The sequence below is a fragment of the Rhizobium sp. P1_E6 genome, assembly GCF_056405875.1.
The window spans coordinates 95,394-113,744 of sequence record NZ_JBFUBG010000003.1; the positions used below are offsets into that span (position 1 = coordinate 95,394).

The 18,351-nt window shown below is 60.6% G+C and carries 13 protein-coding genes; 10 read left to right on the forward strand and 3 right to left on the reverse strand.

The genetic code is table 11. The features are described from left to right. The first annotated feature begins 365 nt into the window (after window positions 1-365). Window positions 366-3,230, forward strand: coding sequence for an Rne/Rng family ribonuclease (locus AC1D35_RS03205; protein WP_113310780.1), 2,865 nt, complete (start codon window positions 366-368; stop codon window positions 3,228-3,230). A gap of 111 nt (window positions 3,231-3,341) precedes the next feature. Here AC1D35_RS03205 and AC1D35_RS03210 read toward each other — a convergent pair whose 3' ends face one another. Both AC1D35_RS03210 and AC1D35_RS03215 read right to left on the reverse strand, forming a co-directional pair. Further along, the gene (locus tag AC1D35_RS03210; protein ID WP_113310779.1) at window positions 3,342-3,959 is read right to left on the reverse strand and encodes a GNAT family N-acetyltransferase; all 618 of its coding nucleotides are present in this window, start codon (window positions 3,957-3,959) and stop codon (window positions 3,342-3,344) included. After that, window positions 3,959-5,617: an acyl-CoA dehydrogenase family protein gene (locus AC1D35_RS03215; RefSeq protein WP_113310778.1), complete on the reverse strand. Its 1,659-nt coding sequence runs from the start codon at window positions 5,615-5,617 to the stop codon at window positions 3,959-3,961. The genes AC1D35_RS03210 and AC1D35_RS03215 overlap by 1 nt, the downstream gene beginning before the upstream one ends. A gap of 284 nt (window positions 5,618-5,901) precedes the next feature. On the opposite strand from AC1D35_RS03215, the gene AC1D35_RS03220 reads away from it, so the two are divergent. The 4 genes from AC1D35_RS03220 to dprA are packed head-to-tail and all read left to right on the forward strand — an operon-like array spanning window position 5,902 to window position 9,969. Further along, complete coding sequence (locus AC1D35_RS03220) at window positions 5,902-6,858, forward strand: aspartate carbamoyltransferase catalytic subunit (protein WP_477938219.1); 957 nt, start codon at window positions 5,902-5,904, stop codon at window positions 6,856-6,858. Next, window positions 6,855-8,147 carry a dihydroorotase gene (locus AC1D35_RS03225; protein ID WP_113310776.1) on the forward strand — a complete coding sequence of 431 codons (1,293 nt, stop codon included), beginning with the start codon at window positions 6,855-6,857 and terminating at the stop codon, window positions 8,145-8,147. Before AC1D35_RS03220 ends, AC1D35_RS03225 begins: the two co-directional genes overlap by 4 nt. A 53-nt stretch (window positions 8,148-8,200) precedes the next feature. Continuing rightward, the gene (gene plsY, locus AC1D35_RS03230) at window positions 8,201-8,821 is read left to right on the forward strand and encodes a glycerol-3-phosphate 1-O-acyltransferase PlsY (protein WP_113310775.1); all 621 of its coding nucleotides are present in this window, start codon (window positions 8,201-8,203) and stop codon (window positions 8,819-8,821) included. Next, a complete protein-coding gene (gene dprA, locus AC1D35_RS03235) occupies window positions 8,821-9,969 on the forward strand; it encodes a DNA-processing protein DprA (RefSeq protein WP_113310774.1) in 1,149 nt (382 codons plus the stop codon). The genes plsY and dprA overlap by 1 nt, the downstream gene beginning before the upstream one ends. On the opposite strand, the gene AC1D35_RS03240 is transcribed toward dprA, so the two are convergent. Beyond that, entirely contained in the window at window positions 9,924-10,151 is a 228-nt protein-coding gene (locus AC1D35_RS03240; RefSeq protein ID WP_113301263.1) for a hypothetical protein, read from the reverse strand. The genes dprA and AC1D35_RS03240 overlap by 46 nt on opposite strands. A gap of 255 nt (window positions 10,152-10,406) precedes the next feature. Between AC1D35_RS03240 and topA the strand changes: the two genes are divergently transcribed. The 5 genes from topA (at window position 10,407) to rpmG (ending at window position 17,598) form a co-directional block, all read left to right on the forward strand. After that, the gene (topA, locus tag AC1D35_RS03245; RefSeq protein ID WP_113310773.1) at window positions 10,407-13,058 is read left to right on the forward strand and encodes a type I DNA topoisomerase; all 2,652 of its coding nucleotides are present in this window, start codon (window positions 10,407-10,409) and stop codon (window positions 13,056-13,058) included. Window positions 13,059-13,060: 2 nt separating this feature from the next. Further along, window positions 13,061-15,430, forward strand: a complete 2,370-nt coding sequence (rnr, locus tag AC1D35_RS03250; RefSeq protein ID WP_113310772.1) for a ribonuclease R — start codon at window positions 13,061-13,063, stop codon at window positions 15,428-15,430. 19 nt (window positions 15,431-15,449) lie between these two features. Beyond that, a complete protein-coding gene (locus AC1D35_RS03255) occupies window positions 15,450-15,902 on the forward strand; it encodes a DUF983 domain-containing protein (protein ID WP_113310771.1) in 453 nt (150 codons plus the stop codon). Between the two features lie 250 nt (window positions 15,903-16,152). Then, window positions 16,153-17,337 (forward strand): MFS transporter, encoded by a 1,185-nt coding sequence (locus AC1D35_RS03260; RefSeq protein WP_113310770.1) that lies wholly within the window; start codon window positions 16,153-16,155, stop codon window positions 17,335-17,337. Window positions 17,338-17,430: 93 nt separating this feature from the next. Further along, on the forward strand, window positions 17,431-17,598 hold the full coding sequence (rpmG, locus tag AC1D35_RS03265; RefSeq protein ID WP_003547442.1) for a 50S ribosomal protein L33: 168 nt from the start codon (window positions 17,431-17,433) through the stop codon (window positions 17,596-17,598). Window positions 17,599-18,351 lie beyond the last annotated feature (753 nt).

The following is an 18,351-nucleotide window of genomic DNA, read 5'->3' on the forward strand; positions in this document are numbered from 1 at the left end:
CAACCGGTAATCGTCCGCCGTCTAATGCATTTCCACTCAAGAACTGGATCCTGATTTTCCGGCTTCATGCTGGGACTTCATTGGTGGATCAGCCACCACGCTCTCAGGGAGCAAACTCATCGGACCCGAAATGGGTCTTCGTCATTTATCGATCGCGCTTGGTTGTTGATGGTTTCGCAGCAGGTTTTATCTGAAGTGTACAGGCCCCGGAACGAAAATGTTCCGGCTGCGGTCTGGCTGCTGCCCTGCCCCTCGCACCAATCTCGACTTTCATTATCCGGCGCGGCCACTGCGGACCGCATTCTTTCTGTGTCAACAGCAGTCGGGAATGCGCTCTCGCGGCCTCGCCGAGGAGCTCAGCTTACATGGCAGACAAAATGCTTATCGATGCGTCTCACGAAGAAGAGACGCGCGTCGTTGTCGTTCGCGGGAACCGTATAGAAGAATTTGACTTCGAGTCGCAGCACAAGAAGCAGATCCGCGGCAACATCTATCTTGCAAAGGTAACGAGGGTAGAGCCCTCGCTGCAGGCCGCTTTCGTAGACTACGGCGGCAACCGGCACGGCTTCCTGGCCTTTGCCGAAATCCATCCCGACTATTACCAGATACCGCTTGCCGACCGTCAGGCCCTGCTTCGTGCCGAAGCCGAGGAGCACCGCCGCGACGAGGATGTCGAGCATGTCGAGACGGCTCCTATGGTCGATCTCTCGACGCAGGACCAGCCTGATATCGGCATCGTTCCGGTCGAACAGCCCGAGGCAGTCGCGGCAGAAGAAGCAGCCGCACCCGCCGAAGAGGCAGCACCTGTTGCTGAAGAAGCCCCGGCCAAGAAGCCCCGCGCCCGCCGCAGCCGCAAGAAGGTAGTCGAACCTGTCGCCGAAGAGGCAGCAGCGGAAGCGTCTGTTGCCGACAACGACGACGAAGGCTCGACCGGCGGCGAGATGGCCGCAATGGTCGAAACGGACTCCATCTCCGAGGACGTCTCCAAGCGCCGTCAGGATGATGACGACGATGATGACGACCACGGCGAAGAGGAAGTTATTGAATCCGTCGGCGCCGAAGACGCGATGGAAGAGGTTCCGGACCGTGTGCAGCGCAAGCCGCGCAAGCAGTACCGCATCCAGGAAGTCATCAAGCGCCGCCAGATCCTGCTGGTGCAGGTCGCCAAGGAAGAACGCGGTAACAAGGGCGCTGCCCTCACGACATATCTGTCGCTCGCAGGCCGCTATTCGGTTCTGATGCCGAACACGGCACGTGGCGGCGGCATTTCCCGCAAGATCACCAACCCACAGGACCGCAAGCGGCTGAAGGAAATCGCCCGCATGCTGGAGGTGCCGCAGGGCATGGGCGTGATCCTGCGCACGGCCGGTGCGAACCGCACCAAGGTCGAGGTCAAGCGCGACTTCGAATATCTGATGCGCCTGTGGGAGAACGTCCGCACGCTGACGCTCGCCTCCACGGCACCCTGCCTCGTCTACGAGGAAGGTTCGCTCATCAAGCGCTCGATCCGCGATCTCTACAACAAGGATATCAGCGAAGTCATCGTCTCCGGCGAAGAAGGCTATCGTGAAGCGAAAGACTTCATGAAGATGCTGATGCCGAGCCATGCCAAGGTTGTTCAGCCCTACCGCGACATCCATCCGATCTTCTCCCGCTCCGGCATCGAAGCGCAGCTCGACCGCATGCTGCAGCCGCAGGTAACGCTGAAGTCCGGCGGTTATCTGATCATGAACCAGACGGAAGCGCTGGTTTCTATCGACGTCAACTCCGGCCGCTCGACCCGCGAGCACTCGATCGAGGATACGGCTCTCCAGACGAACCTCGAGGCTGCAGACGAAGTCGCCCGTCAGCTTCGCCTTCGCGACCTTGCCGGCCTTATCGTCATCGACTTCATCGACATGGAAGAAAAGCGCAACAATCGCGCCGTCGAGAAGAAGCTGAAGGAATGCCTGAAGAACGATCGCGCCCGCATCCAGGTCGGCCGCATCTCGCATTTCGGCCTTCTGGAAATGTCGCGCCAGCGCATCCGCGCTTCCGTTCTTGAATCGACGACGCAGGTCTGCTCGCATTGCGGCGGCACCGGCCACGTTCGTTCGCAGTCCTCCGTTGCCCTGCATGTGCTGCGCGGCGTCGAGGAGTATCTGCTCAAGAACACCACGCATAATATCACGGTACGCACGACGCCCGATATCGCGCTCTACCTGCTCAACCACAAGCGCCAGACGATCGTCGATTATGAAGCCCGCTTCGGCGTGGCGATCATCATCGATGCTGATGGTTCGGTTGGTGCTCAGCACTTCGCGATCGATCGTGGCGAACCGGTTGAAAACCCCGTCAAGATCGAAAGCCTCTTCAATTTCGCAGCCATCCCCGACGATGATGATGATGATGATGTCGTCATCGAGCACGACGAGGAAGAAGACGAAGAGCTGGAAGAAAAGCCTGCCACTTCCGAGCGCCCGGCTGCTGCCGCCCGCGCAGAGGGTGAAGGCGAAAATGGACGCAAGCGCAAACGCCGTCGCCGCCGTCGTGGCCGCAACGGAACTGCCGAGCAGCAGGTTGGAGCCGATACCGTCTCCGACGAGGCTGACGATGGCGAAGAGGGCGAAGACGAGGGCAGCGAAGGCGACAGCGATGCCGCCGAAGGTGTTGCAGACGCCCACGCCGAGGGCGATGACTCCCAGCGCCGCAAGCGCCGCCGTCGAGGCAAGCGTGGCGGACGCCGTAACCGTGGTGAGGAAGGCGCTGAAGGTGCAGCTTCCGAAGACGGCGACGCGGATGAAGCCGACGATAGCGTAGCCGAAGTGACGTCTGCGACCGAGGCAGAGGTGATCGAAGTCATCGCAGCTGAAACCAATGAAGGCCAGTCCGCGGCAGCAGCCATCGAAGGCAGCGAAAGCATTGCCGAAGTGGTCAAGCCCGCACGCGGCCGTGGCCGCCGTAAGGTCGCAGCACCCTCGCCGGTCGAAGAGCCCATCATTGAAACGCCGGTCGCAGAAGCGGTTGCTGCTGAGGCGCCGGTTGCCGAAGCCGAGCCTGAAGTGATGGAAGCCTCTGCAGATCTCGCGACCCCAGCACAGGAAGAGGCAAAGCCTGCCCGCGCCAACCGCGGCTCCAACATCTCGTCCTCCGAACCGACGGTCACCTCGAACCGCACCGAAAACGGAGAGACTGACGGCGAAGGCAAGCCGAAGAAGGCCGGCTGGTGGCAGCGCCGCGGCTTCTTCTGAACGCTGATTTTCGGCGATAAGTGACACGATCCGGCTGCGGCAACGCGGCCGGATTTTTTATGTCGTTAAATGAAGGGCGTTCAGCCTGCTGCTCGTCGGACGAAGTTCAGCCTAGAGTGTGCGGCCGAACCAGACAGTGGTTTCCGATGCCGAGACGAGCGGCGGGAGCAGGCGCACGAAACCTCGTGAGGACCAGAAGTGCTGGCCGCCCTGGTTGCCGGCATTGACCCCGAGATGAATACCGCGCACGCCTGCCTTTCGGGCCTGTGACACCCACTGCTTCAGAAGCATGCCACCGACGCCCTGCCCTTGCAGGCGCAGCAGGAGATTCATGTGAATATGGGCGGGGTAGGCTTCGACGATATCAGCCGACATGATGCGTGGATGATGGATCGCAAAGCTGCGGCGTTCATCGGCGGTCCATTGGGACGGATCGCCGGCAGGATCGGCATACTGATCGCGCAAAGAGGGCCACCATTCGCGCTCGAGCAAGCCTTCGAAAGCGGCCGTGTCGTAAGCACCAACGATATAGCCGGCAATGCCCTGTTCGTCTTCCGCGACAAGGGTCATTTCCGGGCCGAGCACCACGTAGGGTGCCGAATAGATATGACCGATCAGCCTGTTATCGCGATAGAGATGGCTCGCATCCTGTCCGCCGTCGCCGGTCGCAAGCGAGATGGCATAGATCTCATCGAGATCGTCCTGCCGCGCATTGCGAAACGCCGGCACTACGCAGCCGGCGGATAAAGCAGGTCGACGATATAACTCGCGTCAAAGCGGGAATCGAGCATGCCGTAGGTCGAGCGCCAGCCGCCGGCAAGTCGGGTCTCGATGAAGGCATCGGCAATGCGTCCTGCCCCGAGGCGGTAGAGTTCGGCGGCACCGGCGGCGAGTGCCAGCTGTTCGACGAGCAGGCGGGCAGCACCCTCGTCCTGTTCGCAGAGCGCGATCGCTGCGCGCAGCACGTCGATCGTCTTCTTGCCAGCCGGGCCGAGATCGCGTGCGAGACCTGCAAAAACCGTCTCGAAGAGGTCCTTGCCGCGGTTCAAGACGCGCAGCACGTCCAGCGCCATGACATTGCCCGAACCTTCCCAGATCGCATTGACCGGGGCCTCGCGATAATGGCGGGCGATCGGACGTTCTTCGATGTAGCCGCTGCCGCCGATGCACTCCATCGCCTCGTAGATCAGCGCCGGGGCGATCTTGCAGCACCAGTATTTGGCGACCGGCGTCATGACGCGGGCGTAGGCGGCATCTTCGGCATTGCCGCGCGCCTTGTCGAAGGCATCTGCAAGGCGGAAGGAGAGCGCCGTGGCTGCGGCCACATCGAGCGCCATGTCGGCGAGCACGCGCGTCATGATCGGCTGGTTGACGAGCATCTTGCCGAAAACGCTGCGGCCGCGGGTGTGGTGCACGGCTTCGGCCAGCGAGGCGCGCATGATGCCGGAAGAGGCGAGTGCGCAATCGAGACGCGTCAGCGTCACCATATCGAGAATGGTGCGGATGCCACCATCCGGAGCCCCGAGCAGGAAGCCGAACGTATCCGTAAACTCCACCTCGGAAGAGGCGTTGGAGCGGTTGCCGATCTTGTCCTTCAGGCGCTGGAACTGCAGGCCGTTAGCCGAACCATCCTCCAGAAGACGCGGTACCAGGAAGCAGCCCATGCCCTCCTTTGTCTGCCCCAGCATGATGAAGGCGTCGCTCATCGGCGCGGACATAAACCACTTGTGGCCGGAGAGGCGATAGATGCCCTCGCTGACCTTTTCGGCAGCAGTCTTGTTGGCGCGGACATCCGTGCCACCCTGTTTTTCCGTCATGCCCATACCGATCGTCACGGCCGACTTCTGCATGGCGGGACGGTTGGATGAATCATATTTGCGCGACAGGATCTTCGGCGCCCAGTCCTTCTGCACAGCCGGTGACGCCGAGAGCGCGGCAACGGACGCGCTGGTCATCGTTATCGGGCAGAGATGGCCGGATTCGAGTTGCGCCGTCAGATAGAAACGAGCCGCGCGAATGTGGTGGGCCTGGTCCTTCGCCTCCGTATCGGCCTGCGGATCCCAGACGGAGGAATGCAGGCCCGAGGCCATGGAACGGCGCATCAGCGCATGCCAGGCCGGGTGGAATTCGACGATATCCAGACGCTCGCCGCGCGGACCGTGGGTTCGAAGCTGCGGCGTGCCCTGGTTTGCCATGCGCGCCAGTTCCTGCGCTTCCGGCGAGGTCACGTAGCGGCCCATGTTTTCAAGGTCTTCGCGGATGGTGCGCGGCAGCGTGGAGGTCAGATCGACGATCAGCGGATCGGATCTATAGGCATTGATTCCCGACCAGAGGCTCGGCTGGTTGAGTTCGGCGAGTTTGTCTTCAATCCGGTTTGCGGCGGTCATTATTCGCTTCTATTTCATGAGCCCGGCAAAGGTAAACCGGAAGTTTGTGATTCGCAGATTTCTGCTCTACAGCGCCGCGCGTCTTTTCAGACGCGCAAAGGACGCTGTAGCACTTTAAATTGCTGCATAATTTTATCCTTAAATCGATTCCGATTTAAGGAATCATGCAGTAGCGAGATTCGACGGAAAATGCATGGGGAACATAGGGATTTGCGCATAACACGCGCTTGCCCCTTCCCCCCGCACTCTTTATAGACCCCGCGAAGACAATAAGAGGCAGGGTCATGGTCTTTTTCCCCCACCGCCACCTCATTGGCATCAAGGGCCTCACCGAGCAGGATATTACCTATCTTCTCGACAAGGCTGACGAAGCCGTCAAGATCAGCCGACAGAGAGAAAAGAAGACGTCGACCCTTCGGGGACTGACGCAGATCAACCTCTTCTTTGAAGCGTCGACGCGAACGCAAGCCTCCTTCGAACTTGCCGGCAAACGCCTCGGCGCCGACGTGATGAACATGTCGGTCGGCAATTCCTCGGTGAAGAAGGGCGAGACGCTGATCGATACGGCGATGACGCTGAACGCGATGCGGCCTGATGTCCTGATCATCCGTCATTCCAGCGCCGGTGCTGCAGCCCTTCTGGCGCAGAAGGTCTCCTGCTCCGTCGTCAATGCCGGCGATGGCCAGCATGAGCACCCGACGCAGGCGCTGCTCGACGCGCTGACGATCCGCCGCGCCAAGGGCCGGCTCTCGCGCATCATCGTGGCGATCTGCGGCGACGTGCTGCATTCGCGCGTGGCGCGCTCCAACATCCTGCTTCTGAACGCCACGGGCGCAAGGGTGCGCGTCGTCGCCCCCGCAACGTTGCTGCCGGCCGGCATTGCCGAGATGGGTGTCGAGGTCTTCCATTCGATGAAGGAAGGGCTGAAGGACGCCGATGTGGTGATGATGCTGCGGCTGCAGCGCGAGCGCATGTCCGGCGCCTTCGTGCCGTCGGTGCGTGAATATTATCATTTCTACGGCCTGGATGCGGAAACGCTGAAGGCGGCGAAGGACGATGCCCTCGTCATGCATCCGGGACCGATGAACCGCGGCGTGGAAATCGCCTCTGAGGTCGCCGACGGGCCGCAGAGCGTGATCGCCGAACAGGTGGAGATGGGGGTTGCCGTGCGCATGGCCGTCATGGAAACCCTGCTCGTTTCCCAGAATCAGGGGCCGCGCACCGAGGGAGTGGGCGCATGAGCAATCTCGTCCTCAAGAATGTGCGCATCGTCGACCCCTCCCGCAATCTCGATGAGGTCGGGACCGTTATCGTCAAGAACGGTCTCATCGTTGCGGCCGGCAAGGATGCGCAGAACCAGGGCACGCCGGAAGGCGCTACCGTGCGCGACTGCACCGGTCTCGTCGCGACGCCGGGCCTCGTCGATGCGCGCGTCCATATCGGCGAACCGGGTGGCGAACACCGCGAGACGATCGCTTCGGCGAGCCGTGCTGCGGCAGCGGGCGGTGTTACCTCCATCATCATGATGCCGGATACCCATCCTGTTATCGACGACATCGCGCTCGTCGAATTCGTCAAGAAGACGGCGCGGGATACAGCCGTCGTCAATGTCTATCCGGCAGCGGCCATCACCAAGGGGCTTGCCGGCGAAGAAATGACGGAAATCGGCCTGCTGATGCAGGCAGGCGCCGTCGCCTTCACGGATGCCCATTCGAGCATCCACGACACACAGGTGCTGCGCCGGGTGATGACCTATGCGCGCGAATTCGGTGCCGTCATCGCCTGCGCCACGCGCGACAAATATCTCGGCGCCAACGGCGTCATGCATGAAGGCCTGCTGGCAAGCTGGCTCGGCCTTTCCGGCATTCCGAAGGAAGCGGAGCTCATCCCGATCGAGCGCGACCTGCGCATCGCCCAACTGACGCGAGGCAACTACCATGCGGCGATGATATCGGTTCCGGAATCGGTCGAGGCGATCGAGCTTGCCCGTTCGCGTGGTGCGAATGTCACCTGCGGTGTGTCGATCAACAATCTGGCGCTGAACGAGAACGACATCGGCGAATACCGCACCTTCTTCAAGCTCTATCCACCGCTACGCTCCGAGGACGATCGGGTCGCGATGGTGGACGCGCTGGCCAGGGGTGCAATCGATATCATCGTCTCCTCCCACGATCCGCAGGATGTCGATACCAAACGCCTGCCCTTTGGCGAGGCTGAGGATGGGGCCGTAGGGCTCGAAACGATGCTGGCTGCAGCATTGCGGCTGCACCACAGCGGCGATGTCAGCCTGATGCGGCTGATCGATGCGATGTCGACCCGCCCGGCACAGATCTTCGGGCTCGATGCCGGAACATTGAAGCCCGGTGCGAAGGCCGATATTGCCTTGATCGACCTCGAAGAGCCTTGGCTTGTCGCCAAGGACATGCTTCTTTCCCGCTCGAAGAACACGCCGTTTGAGGATGCGCGCTTCAGCGGGCGGGCCGTCGCGACCTATGTCAGGGGCAAGCTGGTTCACGCATTGCAGGGCTGAAGGCTGCCCTGCCCTTGCTGGTGGGCTCTCCGCAAGAAGAGTTGGGGAACAAAATGATATCTGATCTTGTCACCTGGCAGATTACGCTGCCCCTGGCGCTTGCCGCCGTCTTCGTGGGCTACCTGCTCGGCTCCATCCCGTTCGGTCTCATTCTTACGCGCGCCGCCGGCCTTGGCGACGTGCGCAGCATCGGCTCCGGCAATATCGGCGCCACCAATGTCCTGCGTACCGGCAACAAGAAGCTTGCGGCCGCAACGTTGCTGCTCGATGCGCTGAAGGCTGCCGCAGCCGCCTGGGTCATGGCCTATTTCGTGGGTGAGGAAGCGGGCATCATCGCTGGTTTCTTTGCCTTCATCGGCCACCTCTTCCCGGTCTGGATCGGCTTCAAGGGCGGCAAAGGCGTCGCCACCTATATCGGCACGCTGCTCGGCGTCGCTCCATCAATGGTTCTGCTGTTTGCAGCCGTCTGGCTGGGAACCGCATTTACCACCCGTTATTCCTCGCTTTCCGCTCTGGTTGCGATGCTTGTCATTCCGGTTGCACTGTGGATATTGGGCGATGAAAAGGTAGCGGCGATCATGGCAATCATGACCGTCATTTCCTACTGGAAACACAAGGCGAATATCTCCCGCCTGATGAGCGGGACGGAAAGCAAGATCGGGGCTAAAGGGTAATGGACGCGCTCAGCGCAAGGCCAAAGGGAATTGCGCTGACGGAGAGGCAGAGGATCGCCTGGCTGAGGCTGATCCGTTCCGACAACGTCGGCCCCGCGACTTTTCGTGATCTCGTTAATCATTTCGGCTCGGCAGAAGCGGCACTTTCCATGCTGCCGGAGCTTTCGGCGCGCGGCGGTGCGACCCGTTCGATCCGCATAGCCACCGAGGCTGAAGCCCATCGTGAACTTGAGGCAGCACAGCGCTTCGGCGCCCGCTTCGTCGGTATCGGCGAGCCCGACTATCCGCAGGCTCTGCGTCAGATCGACGGCGCGCCGCCGCTGCTGGCGGTCAAGGGTGATCTTTCCGTGGGTGACAGGCCGGCGGTGGGCATCGTCGGTTCGCGCAACGCTTCGATCAGCGGCGCGAAGTTTGCGGCGATGGTCGCCCGCGACTGCGGCCGGGCGGGCTATACCGTGGTCTCCGGGCTTGCCCGTGGCATCGATACGGCCGCCCACCGGGCGAGCCTTGATACCGGCACCATTGCCGCAATGGCCGGAGGGCTGGACCAGCCCTACCCGCCCGAAAATGTCGGGCTGCTCGAGGATATATGGAATGGCAACGGGCTTGCCGTCAGTGAGATGCCTTTCGGCTGGGAACCGCGCGCCCGCGATTTCCCACGCCGCAACCGGCTGATATCAGGCATCTCGCTCGGTGTCGTTGTCGTGGAAGCAGCGGTTCGTTCCGGTTCGCTGATCACCGCGCGGATGGCTGGCGAATTCGGACGGCTGGTCTTTGCCGTGCCGGGCTCGCCGCTCGATCCGCGCTGTCACGGTACGAACGGACTATTGAAGGACGGGGCGATGATCGTCACCGCAGCTGAGGACGTTGTCGAGGCCTTGGCGCCGCTCTCCCAGCCCGATCTCTTCTCGCTGCCGTCAGCAGAAGAACCGAGGCGCGAAGGTGGCAGGATATCGCTTCCGCCCGACGAAACGGATCGCACACTCGTCATCGATGCGCTTGGCCCGACGCCGGCGGAGATCGACGACATTATTCGCCATACGGGCCTTTCGGCATCCGCCGTCTATCTCGTTCTTCTGGAGCTGGATATGGCCGGGCGGCTTCACCGCCATGCCGGCGGGTTGGTTTCAGTTTCCATGACCGACTGAGCTGTCATGCGTGCCTGCAGGTCGCCAGATTCGACATAGGCCATTTCGATAAGATAGCAGAGCATCTCCGCATTTTCGCGTTCAGCTACCTGACGTAACTCTCCAAGCATCTGCCGGATGAAAGCAATGTTCTCACGCGATGCCGAGCGATCGATGTCTGTTCCTGCAACCTTGGGCGCCATAATTGTCTCTGTGAAATCAGAAAAGGCTGCTTTATAAGGAGCCCGAACCAAACTTCAAAAATGATAGAGCAATTATCTTGAATTGCAATACGCCAACAGTCGCGCAATGGTTGCGTCACGTCGCAAAGACGTAAAATTAGAGCAAACCTCTTGACCAGAGCGAATTCCCTGTCCATGTCGGAGGGCCGGTATTCATGCTGCAGTGCATGTTCCGCCTGCTTGTTCGCCGGATCGGCACTTTTTTAGAGAATCATCATGAATGTTGTAGTGGTGGAATCGCCTGCCAAGGCCAAGACGATCAACAAGTATCTGGGTCCAGGATACAAGGTGCTCGCCTCTTTCGGCCATGTGCGCGATCTGCCTGCCAAGGATGGATCAGTTCTTCCGGATCAGGATTTCGAGATGCTGTGGGAGGTGGATAGCGCCTCGTCCAAGCGCATGAAGGATATTGCCGACGCGGTGAAATCCTCCGATGCGCTGTTCCTGGCGACCGACCCCGATCGCGAAGGCGAAGCGATCTCCTGGCATGTTCTCGACCTTCTGAACAAGAAGCGCGTCATCAACGGCAAGCCCGTCAAGCGCGTCGTCTTCAACGCCATCACCAAGAAAGCCGTGCTCGATGCGATGGCCGATCCGCGTGACATCGATGTCCCCTTGGTCGATGCCTATCTCGCGCGCCGTGCGCTCGATTATCTCGTCGGCTTTAACCTGTCGCCCGTTCTCTGGCGCAAGCTGCCCGGCGCGCGGTCGGCCGGCCGCGTGCAGTCGGTTGCGCTGCGCCTCGTCTGCGATCGTGAATCCGAGATCGAGCGCTTCATCTCCGAGGAATACTGGAACCTTTCGGCGCTCCTGAAGACGCCACGCGGCGACGAGTTCGAAGCAAGGCTGGTTGCCGCCGACGGCAAGCGGCTGCAGCCGCGCGCGATCGGCAATGGTGACGACGCCGGCAAACTGAAGGCACTGCTGGAAGGCGCAAGCTATGTCGTCGAAAGCGTCGAGGCAAAACCTGTCAAGCGCAATCCGGCTCCGCCCTTCACGACCTCCACATTGCAACAGGCCGCCTCCTCCAAGCTCGGTTTCTCGGCTTCGCGCACCATGCAGGTCGCGCAGAAGCTCTATGAGGGTTTCGATATCGGCGGCGAGACGGTCGGTCTGATCACCTATATGCGTACCGACGGCGTGCAGATGGCGCCGGAAGCGATCGATGCGGCGCGCGGCGCCATCGCAGATCAGTTCGGCGAGCGTTATCTGCCCGAAAAGGCGCGCTTCTACTCCACCAAGGCCAAGAACGCCCAGGAAGCGCACGAAGCGATCCGTCCGACCGATTTCAACCGCTCGCCAGACCGCGTCCGCAAGTTCCTCGATGCCGACCAGATCCGCCTCTATGACCTGATCTGGAAGCGCGGCATTGCCAGCCAGATGGCGTCGGCCGAGATTGAGCGCACGACGGCGGAAATCATTGCCGACAATAACGGCCAGAAGGCTGGGTTGCGTGCGGTAGGCTCCGTCATCCGCTTCGATGGCTTCATCGCCGCCTATACCGACCAGAAGGAAGACGGCGAACAGAGCGACGACGCCGACGACGAGGATGGTCGCCTGCCGGAGATCAATGCGCGCGAGAACCTCGCCAAGCAGAAGATCAACTCGACACAGCATTTCACCGAGCCGCCGCCGCGCTATTCCGAAGCTTCGCTCATCAAGAAGATGGAAGAGCTCGGCATCGGCCGGCCGTCCACCTATGCCGCGACGCTGGCTACGCTGCGCGACCGCGACTATGTGACGATCGACAAACGCAAGCTGATCCCGCAGGCGAAAGGGCGTCTCGTCACCGCCTTCCTCGAAAGCTTTTTCACGAAATACGTGGAATACGACTTTACGGCCGATCTCGAAGAGAAGCTCGACCGGATCTCGGCCGGCGAACTCAACTGGAAACAGGTTCTTCGCGACTTCTGGAAGGATTTCTTCTCGCAGATCGAAGACACCAAGGAACTGCGCGTCACCAACGTATTGGACTCGTTGAACGAGGCGCTGGCGCCGCTGGTCTTCCCCAAGCGCGAGGATGGCAGCGATCCGCGCATCTGCCAGGTCTGCGGTACTGGCAACCTGTCGCTGAAGCTTGGCAAATATGGCGCCTTCGTCGGCTGCTCGAACTATCCGGAATGCAACTATACCCGCCAGCTTTCCTCCGAAAATGGCGGCGAGGCTGAAGGCGCTGCGCTGAACGAACCGAAGAACCTCGGCACCGATCCGACCACCGGCGAGGAACTGACGCTGCGTTCGGGCCGTTTCGGCCCCTATATCCAGCGTGGCGACGGCAAGGACGCCAAGCGCTCTTCGCTGCCGAAGGGCTGGAAGCCTGAGGATATCGATTACGAGAAAGCGATGGCGCTGATTTCGCTGCCGCGCGATATCGGCAAGCATCCGGAGTCCGGCAAGATGATCTCTTCCGGGCTCGGTCGCTACGGGCCATTCCTGCTGCATGACGGCACCTACGCCAATCTGGAGAGCATCGAGGACGTCTTCTCGGTCGGCCTCAACCGCGCCGTGACGCTGATTGCCGAAAAGCAGGCGAAGGCGCCAGGCGGCAACCGCGGAACGCCGGCAGCCCTGAAGGAACTCGGCGATCATCCAGACGGTGGCGCAATCACCGTTCGCGACGGCCGCTACGGCCCGTATGTCAACTGGGGCAAGGTCAATGCGACGCTGCCAAAGGGCAAGGATCCGCAGGCCATCACCGTCGAGGAAGCGCTGGCGCTGATCGTGGAAAAGGCCGGCAAGGCTCCCGCGGGCAAGACCAAAGCCAAGGCAAAGCCGAAGGCTGCCGCAGCGGAAGCCAAGCCGACGAAGACTGCCGCCAAGCCGAAGGCGACCAAGGCAAAAGCATCGGCGAAAACGAAAAAGAGCTGAGAGTGACGAGAGAACCGCGCGAGACTACGAGACCCATGGGCAAACGCCCGGGAAAGATCGGCCGCGCGAGCAGGGAAGCTGCGCCCGAGCCGCTGAACGTCGTGCATGGCGTGCTGCCGCCACGCGAGGTGATCCTTCGTTTCATCGCCGAACACCCGCAAAAGGCCTCCAAGCGCGAACTCGCGAAGGCCTTCGGATTGAAGGGCGAAAGCCGCGTCGAGCTCAAGCGTCTGCTGCAGGAGCTTGAACAGGAAGGCATGCTGCAGAAGACCCGCAAGTCGCTGATCCGGCCGGGCGCACTGCCGCCTGTGACCGTGCTCGACATCACCACGCGCGACAAGGACGGCGATCTGATCGGTCGCCCGGCCGAATGGCCGGAGGATCAGGGCGTGGCCCCGGCCGTCGCCATCCGCCAGCAATCGCCAGCCGGCCGACAAGGCAAGGGCAAGTCGCCCGTTGCCGGCCTCGGCGACCGTATCCTCGCCAAGATCTTCCCCGCCGTCGACCGCGGCGGCCCGGCCTACACCGCCCGCATCATCAAGGTGATCGACAAGCGCCGCGGCGCAAGCATGGGTGTCTTCAAGGACGCGCCCGGAGGTGCCGGACGCCTGCTGCCCATCGATCGGCGCGGCGAGGAAATGGTGATCGACCCTGAATACAAGGGCGATGCCAAGGACGGCGATCTGGTCGAGGTGGAGATTGCGCGTCTCGGCCGCTTCGGACTGCCGCGCGCCAAGGTTCTCTCGGTCGTCGGTTCGGTCGGATCGGAAAAGGCGATCTCGATGATTGCCGTGCATGCGCACGGTATTCCGCATGTTTTCCCGCCCGCCGCCGTCGCAGAGGCGGATGACGCCAAGCCTGCCACCATGTCGCATCGCGAAGACTGGCGCGACATGCCGCTGATTACCATCGACCCTGCCGATGCCAAGGACCATGACGACGCCGTCTATGCCGAGGATGATCCATCGGAAGACAATGCCGGCGGCGTCATCATCACGGTCGCCATCGCCGATGTATCCTGGTATGTGCGGCCGAATTCACCGCTCGACCGCGAAGCGCTGAAGCGCGGCAATTCGGTCTATTTCCCCGACCGTGTCGTGCCTATGCTGCCGGAGCGCATCTCCAACGATCTCTGCTCGCTGAAGGAAGGCGTCGACCGTCCTGCTCTTGCCGTACGCATGGTCTTTTCGAAGGAAGGCCGCAAGACTGGCCATACCTTCCACCGCATCATGATGAAGAGTGCTGCCAAGCTCTCCTATCAACAGGCGCAGGCGGCGATTGACGGCAAGCCCGACGACAAGGCCGGGCCAATGCTGGAGCCGATCCTGAAGCCGCTCTGGCACGCCTACGAGACGATGAAGCGCGGCCGAGACCGGCGTCAGCCCCTCGAGCTCGATATGCCCGAGCGCAAGATCCTGCTGAAGCCTGACGGCACCGTCGACCGGGTCTTCGTTCCGCCGCGCCTCGATGCGCACAAGCTGATCGAAGAAATGATGATCCAGGCGAATGTCTGCGCCGCCGAGACACTCGAAAAGAAACGCCAGCCGCTGATCTATCGCATTCACGATGGACCGACGCTCGCCAAGCAGGAAATCCTGCGCGAATTCCTCGCCACGCTCGGCATCTCGCTTGCCAAAGGCGGCAATATGCGGGCCAACAATTTCAACGGCATTCTCGCCAAGGCGGACGGCACGGCGCATCAGACCATGGTCAACGAGATGGTGTTGCGGTCGCAGAGCCAGGCAATCTACAGTCCTGAAAACATCGGCCATTTCGGCCTGAACCTGATGAAGTACGCACACTTCACCTCGCCGATCCGCCGTTATGCCGACCTCATCGTGCATCGCGCGCTGGTCGGCTCGCTCGGCTTCGGCGAAGGCGGCATCACGCCGGATGAAGAGGCAACACTCGACGATATCGCCGCCGAAATCTCGACCTTCGAGCGACGCGCCATGGCCGCCGAGCGCGAGACAGTCGACCGTCTCATTGCCCATCATCTTGCCGGCCGTATCGGCCAGGAATTCGAAGGGCGCGTTTCGGGTGTCACCAAATCCGGCCTGTTTATCATGCTGCCGGACTATGGCGCTGATGGTTTCATCCCTATATCTACGCTCGGCACCGACTACTTCATCTATGACGAGGCTCATCAGGCCCTAAGCGGTGAAAAAACCGGCCTTGGCTATCGTCTCGGCGATAATGTGACGGTGCGGCTGGCAGAGGCGATACCGCTTGCAGGCGCCCTGCGTTTTGAAATGCTGAGCGAGGGACGCAACATGCCGACGGCGGTGCGCTCCTTCCACAAGGCCGGACGACGCGATGCAAATCGCGCACGCAAGAAGGTCGGAACAAGGCCGCCGCGCGGGCGGCGCTAGTTCCGGAAAGGAAAGACCTATGAGCACACCGACAGACGAGGTCGTCCGCTACGGGGATACGCCCGATGCAGAGCGCCCGCTCGGACGCTCCATCATGCGCGGCATGCTCAACCGCTGTCCGGCCTGCGGCGTCGGCAAGCTGTTCAGAGCCTTCCTCAAACCCGTCGATCATTGCGCCGCCTGCGGCGAGGCTATGTACCACCAGCGCGCCGACGACCTGCCGCCTTATCTTGTCATCTTCGTGATCGGCCACGTCGTGATCGGTGGCTTCATGCTGACGGACATGGCCTTCGTGCTACCGGTCTGGGCACATCTCGCCATCTGGGCGCCGATCACCATCATCACCGCACTCGTCTCGATCCAGCCGATCAAGGGCGGCGTCATAGGCCTGCAGTGGGCGCTGAGGATGCATGGTTTCGGCGGCGGCGACGACGAACATGATGAATACGACATACCCGGCCGGCAAGCTTGAACACCTTCACCTTACAGACATATTTCGCGTGTAGTGGCAGCGACCTAAGCGCCACGGCCTGTAGCCGACTATCTGCAGCAGATCGAAGCGGTAATCATTTCTTGTGCGGGGAAGGCTTACACTCCAGGAATTGCCGACGAACGCCCGAAATATTATGAACCCTGCCCGTCACTCGGATTTGGCATGTCTATGTCTTTCTATGTGACACCAGACGGACGATTCGTCCGCGTACTTCTCTAAGGATGGATAAATGTCTCAGCCGAGAAACGGCACACCGGGCGATGTCGAGGAAATCCATTGGCCTTCTCTGGTGGCAGCCGTCTCGTCCATTTCCGCCGTTGGCATCGCGATCGGCCTGGGACTTCCTCTTCTGAGCATCATTCTCGAAAAGCGCGGCATCTCCTCCACCCTTATCGGTCTCAATACGGCCATGGCCGGCGTAGCAGCGATGGTAGCAGCGCCGATCACCACCAAGCTGGCGCATAAATACGGGGTGGCGCCCACCATGCTGTGGGCGGTGCTGATCTCGGCATTCAGCGCGCTCGGCTTCTACTACGCGCAGGACTTCTGGATGTGGTTTCCGCTGCGCTTCGCCTTCCACGGCGCCACGACCACACTCTTCATCCTCTCTGAATTCTGGATCAACGCGGCCTCGCCACCTTCCAAACGCGGCTTCGTGCTCGGCATCTACGCGACCGTCCTTTCACTCGGTTTTGCAGCCGGCCCGCTGATCTTCTCGCTGCTCGGCAGCGACGGCATCCTGCCCTTCCTGGTCGGTGCCTTTGCGATCCTCTTGGCTGCGATCCCGATTTTCATCGCCCGACATGAAAGCCCTGTCCTGGACGAGAAGCCGGAGCTGCATTTCATGCGCTACGTCTTCCTGGTGCCGACCGCGACCGCAGCCGTCTTCATTTTCGGTGCGGTCGAAGCCGGCGGCCTCTCGCTCTTTCCGATCTTCGCGGTGCGTGCACATTTCACGGAATCGCAGGCGGCCCTGCTGCTCACCATGATGGGTGTCGGCAACGTCATCTTCCAGATCCCGCTCGGGTTGCTTTCGGACCGCATCAAGGACAAGCGTCCCCTGCTCGTTCTGATGGCGTTCACCGGTTTCATCGGCACGATGATGCTGCCGATCCTCGTCGATAACTGGCTTCTCATGGCCGGGCTTCTGGTTTTCTGGGGCGGTTGCGTCTCCGGTCTCTACACAGTCGGACTCAGCCATCTCGGCTCGCGACTGACAGGCTCGGACCTTGCGGCAGCCAATGCGGCCTTCGTTTTCTGTTATGCGGTCGGCACCGTTGCCGGTCCGCAGGCGATCGGCGCGGCCATCGATGTTGCCGGAAACAACGGTTTTGCCTGGGCAATTGCCTGCTTCTTCGGGCTTTATGCCCTGCTCGCCGGCATAAGACTGCTTTTCCTCGGAAAGCGGGCTTGACTTTTCGGGCTAGATTCGTAGTTTCGCGCCAGAATTTGCCGTGGAGCCTATCCGGCTTTCCACGGCTTTCATTTTCTTAAAGGCAGGACGACCATGGCCAAGGCTACCACTATCAAGATCAAGCTTCTGTCGACGGCCGACACTGGTTTCTTCTACGTCACGACGAAGAACAGCCGTACGATGACGGACAAGATGACGAAGACCAAGTACGACCCGGTTGCTAAGAAGCATGTCGAGTTCAAGGAAACCAAGATCAAGTAATTTACCTGATCTCACGGTTTTTTCAAAAAAGCGCGCGCCCTCGGGTTGCGCGCTTTTTGTTTGTACTGGGCTCGCATGAGGCAATGTTAGCGCAAACAAGAAAAACGCCGCCCTTCCATCTTCGGGAAGTGACGGCGTTTTTACGAAAAGGGGGTCGGCCAGCATGCAAAACGGCACGAGGAACCGTTTAAATTGCGTACCAGCCGACCGACCCCACGACCCAGGAGATGCGGCGGACCTGAGCATCATGGGGTATCGACGGCTCCTCCATGGGAGCGTTTTCTGTTCTAAGTCGATAATTTGCGCAAAAATGAAAGAAAATCAACAAATTCTTAATGGTAAAATTTCAAGGCATGATTCTATGGTTAAAAGTCCAGTTTTGGTACATGTAAAGAAACATCCAGTTCTCTTTTACCAAAAGGACAATATTTGCCCCTGCCAAGAATTCGATAAATATATCACAATAACACGGTCGCCCCTACCCTTACGTAAGGCGCCGGCGTTACGTGTTCCGAAATACGACTTACGCGGACAAGCTGTCCATGAGGTGGTTATAGTTCGCTCTTCTTTCTTCATTCATTGCCTCTATCTTTCGGGCGCAGGCGAGGTACGTCATCGGAAGAAACAGGCTTTAAAGTTCATTTTTTCGCTATCGGCTTGAAAAGCAAGCCTCCTCGTTGCAGCCATCAACATTAAATATTCGTAAGGTCCAGCTACCCCCAGTGGATAATCGAAAGCGACGCGTTACGGAGC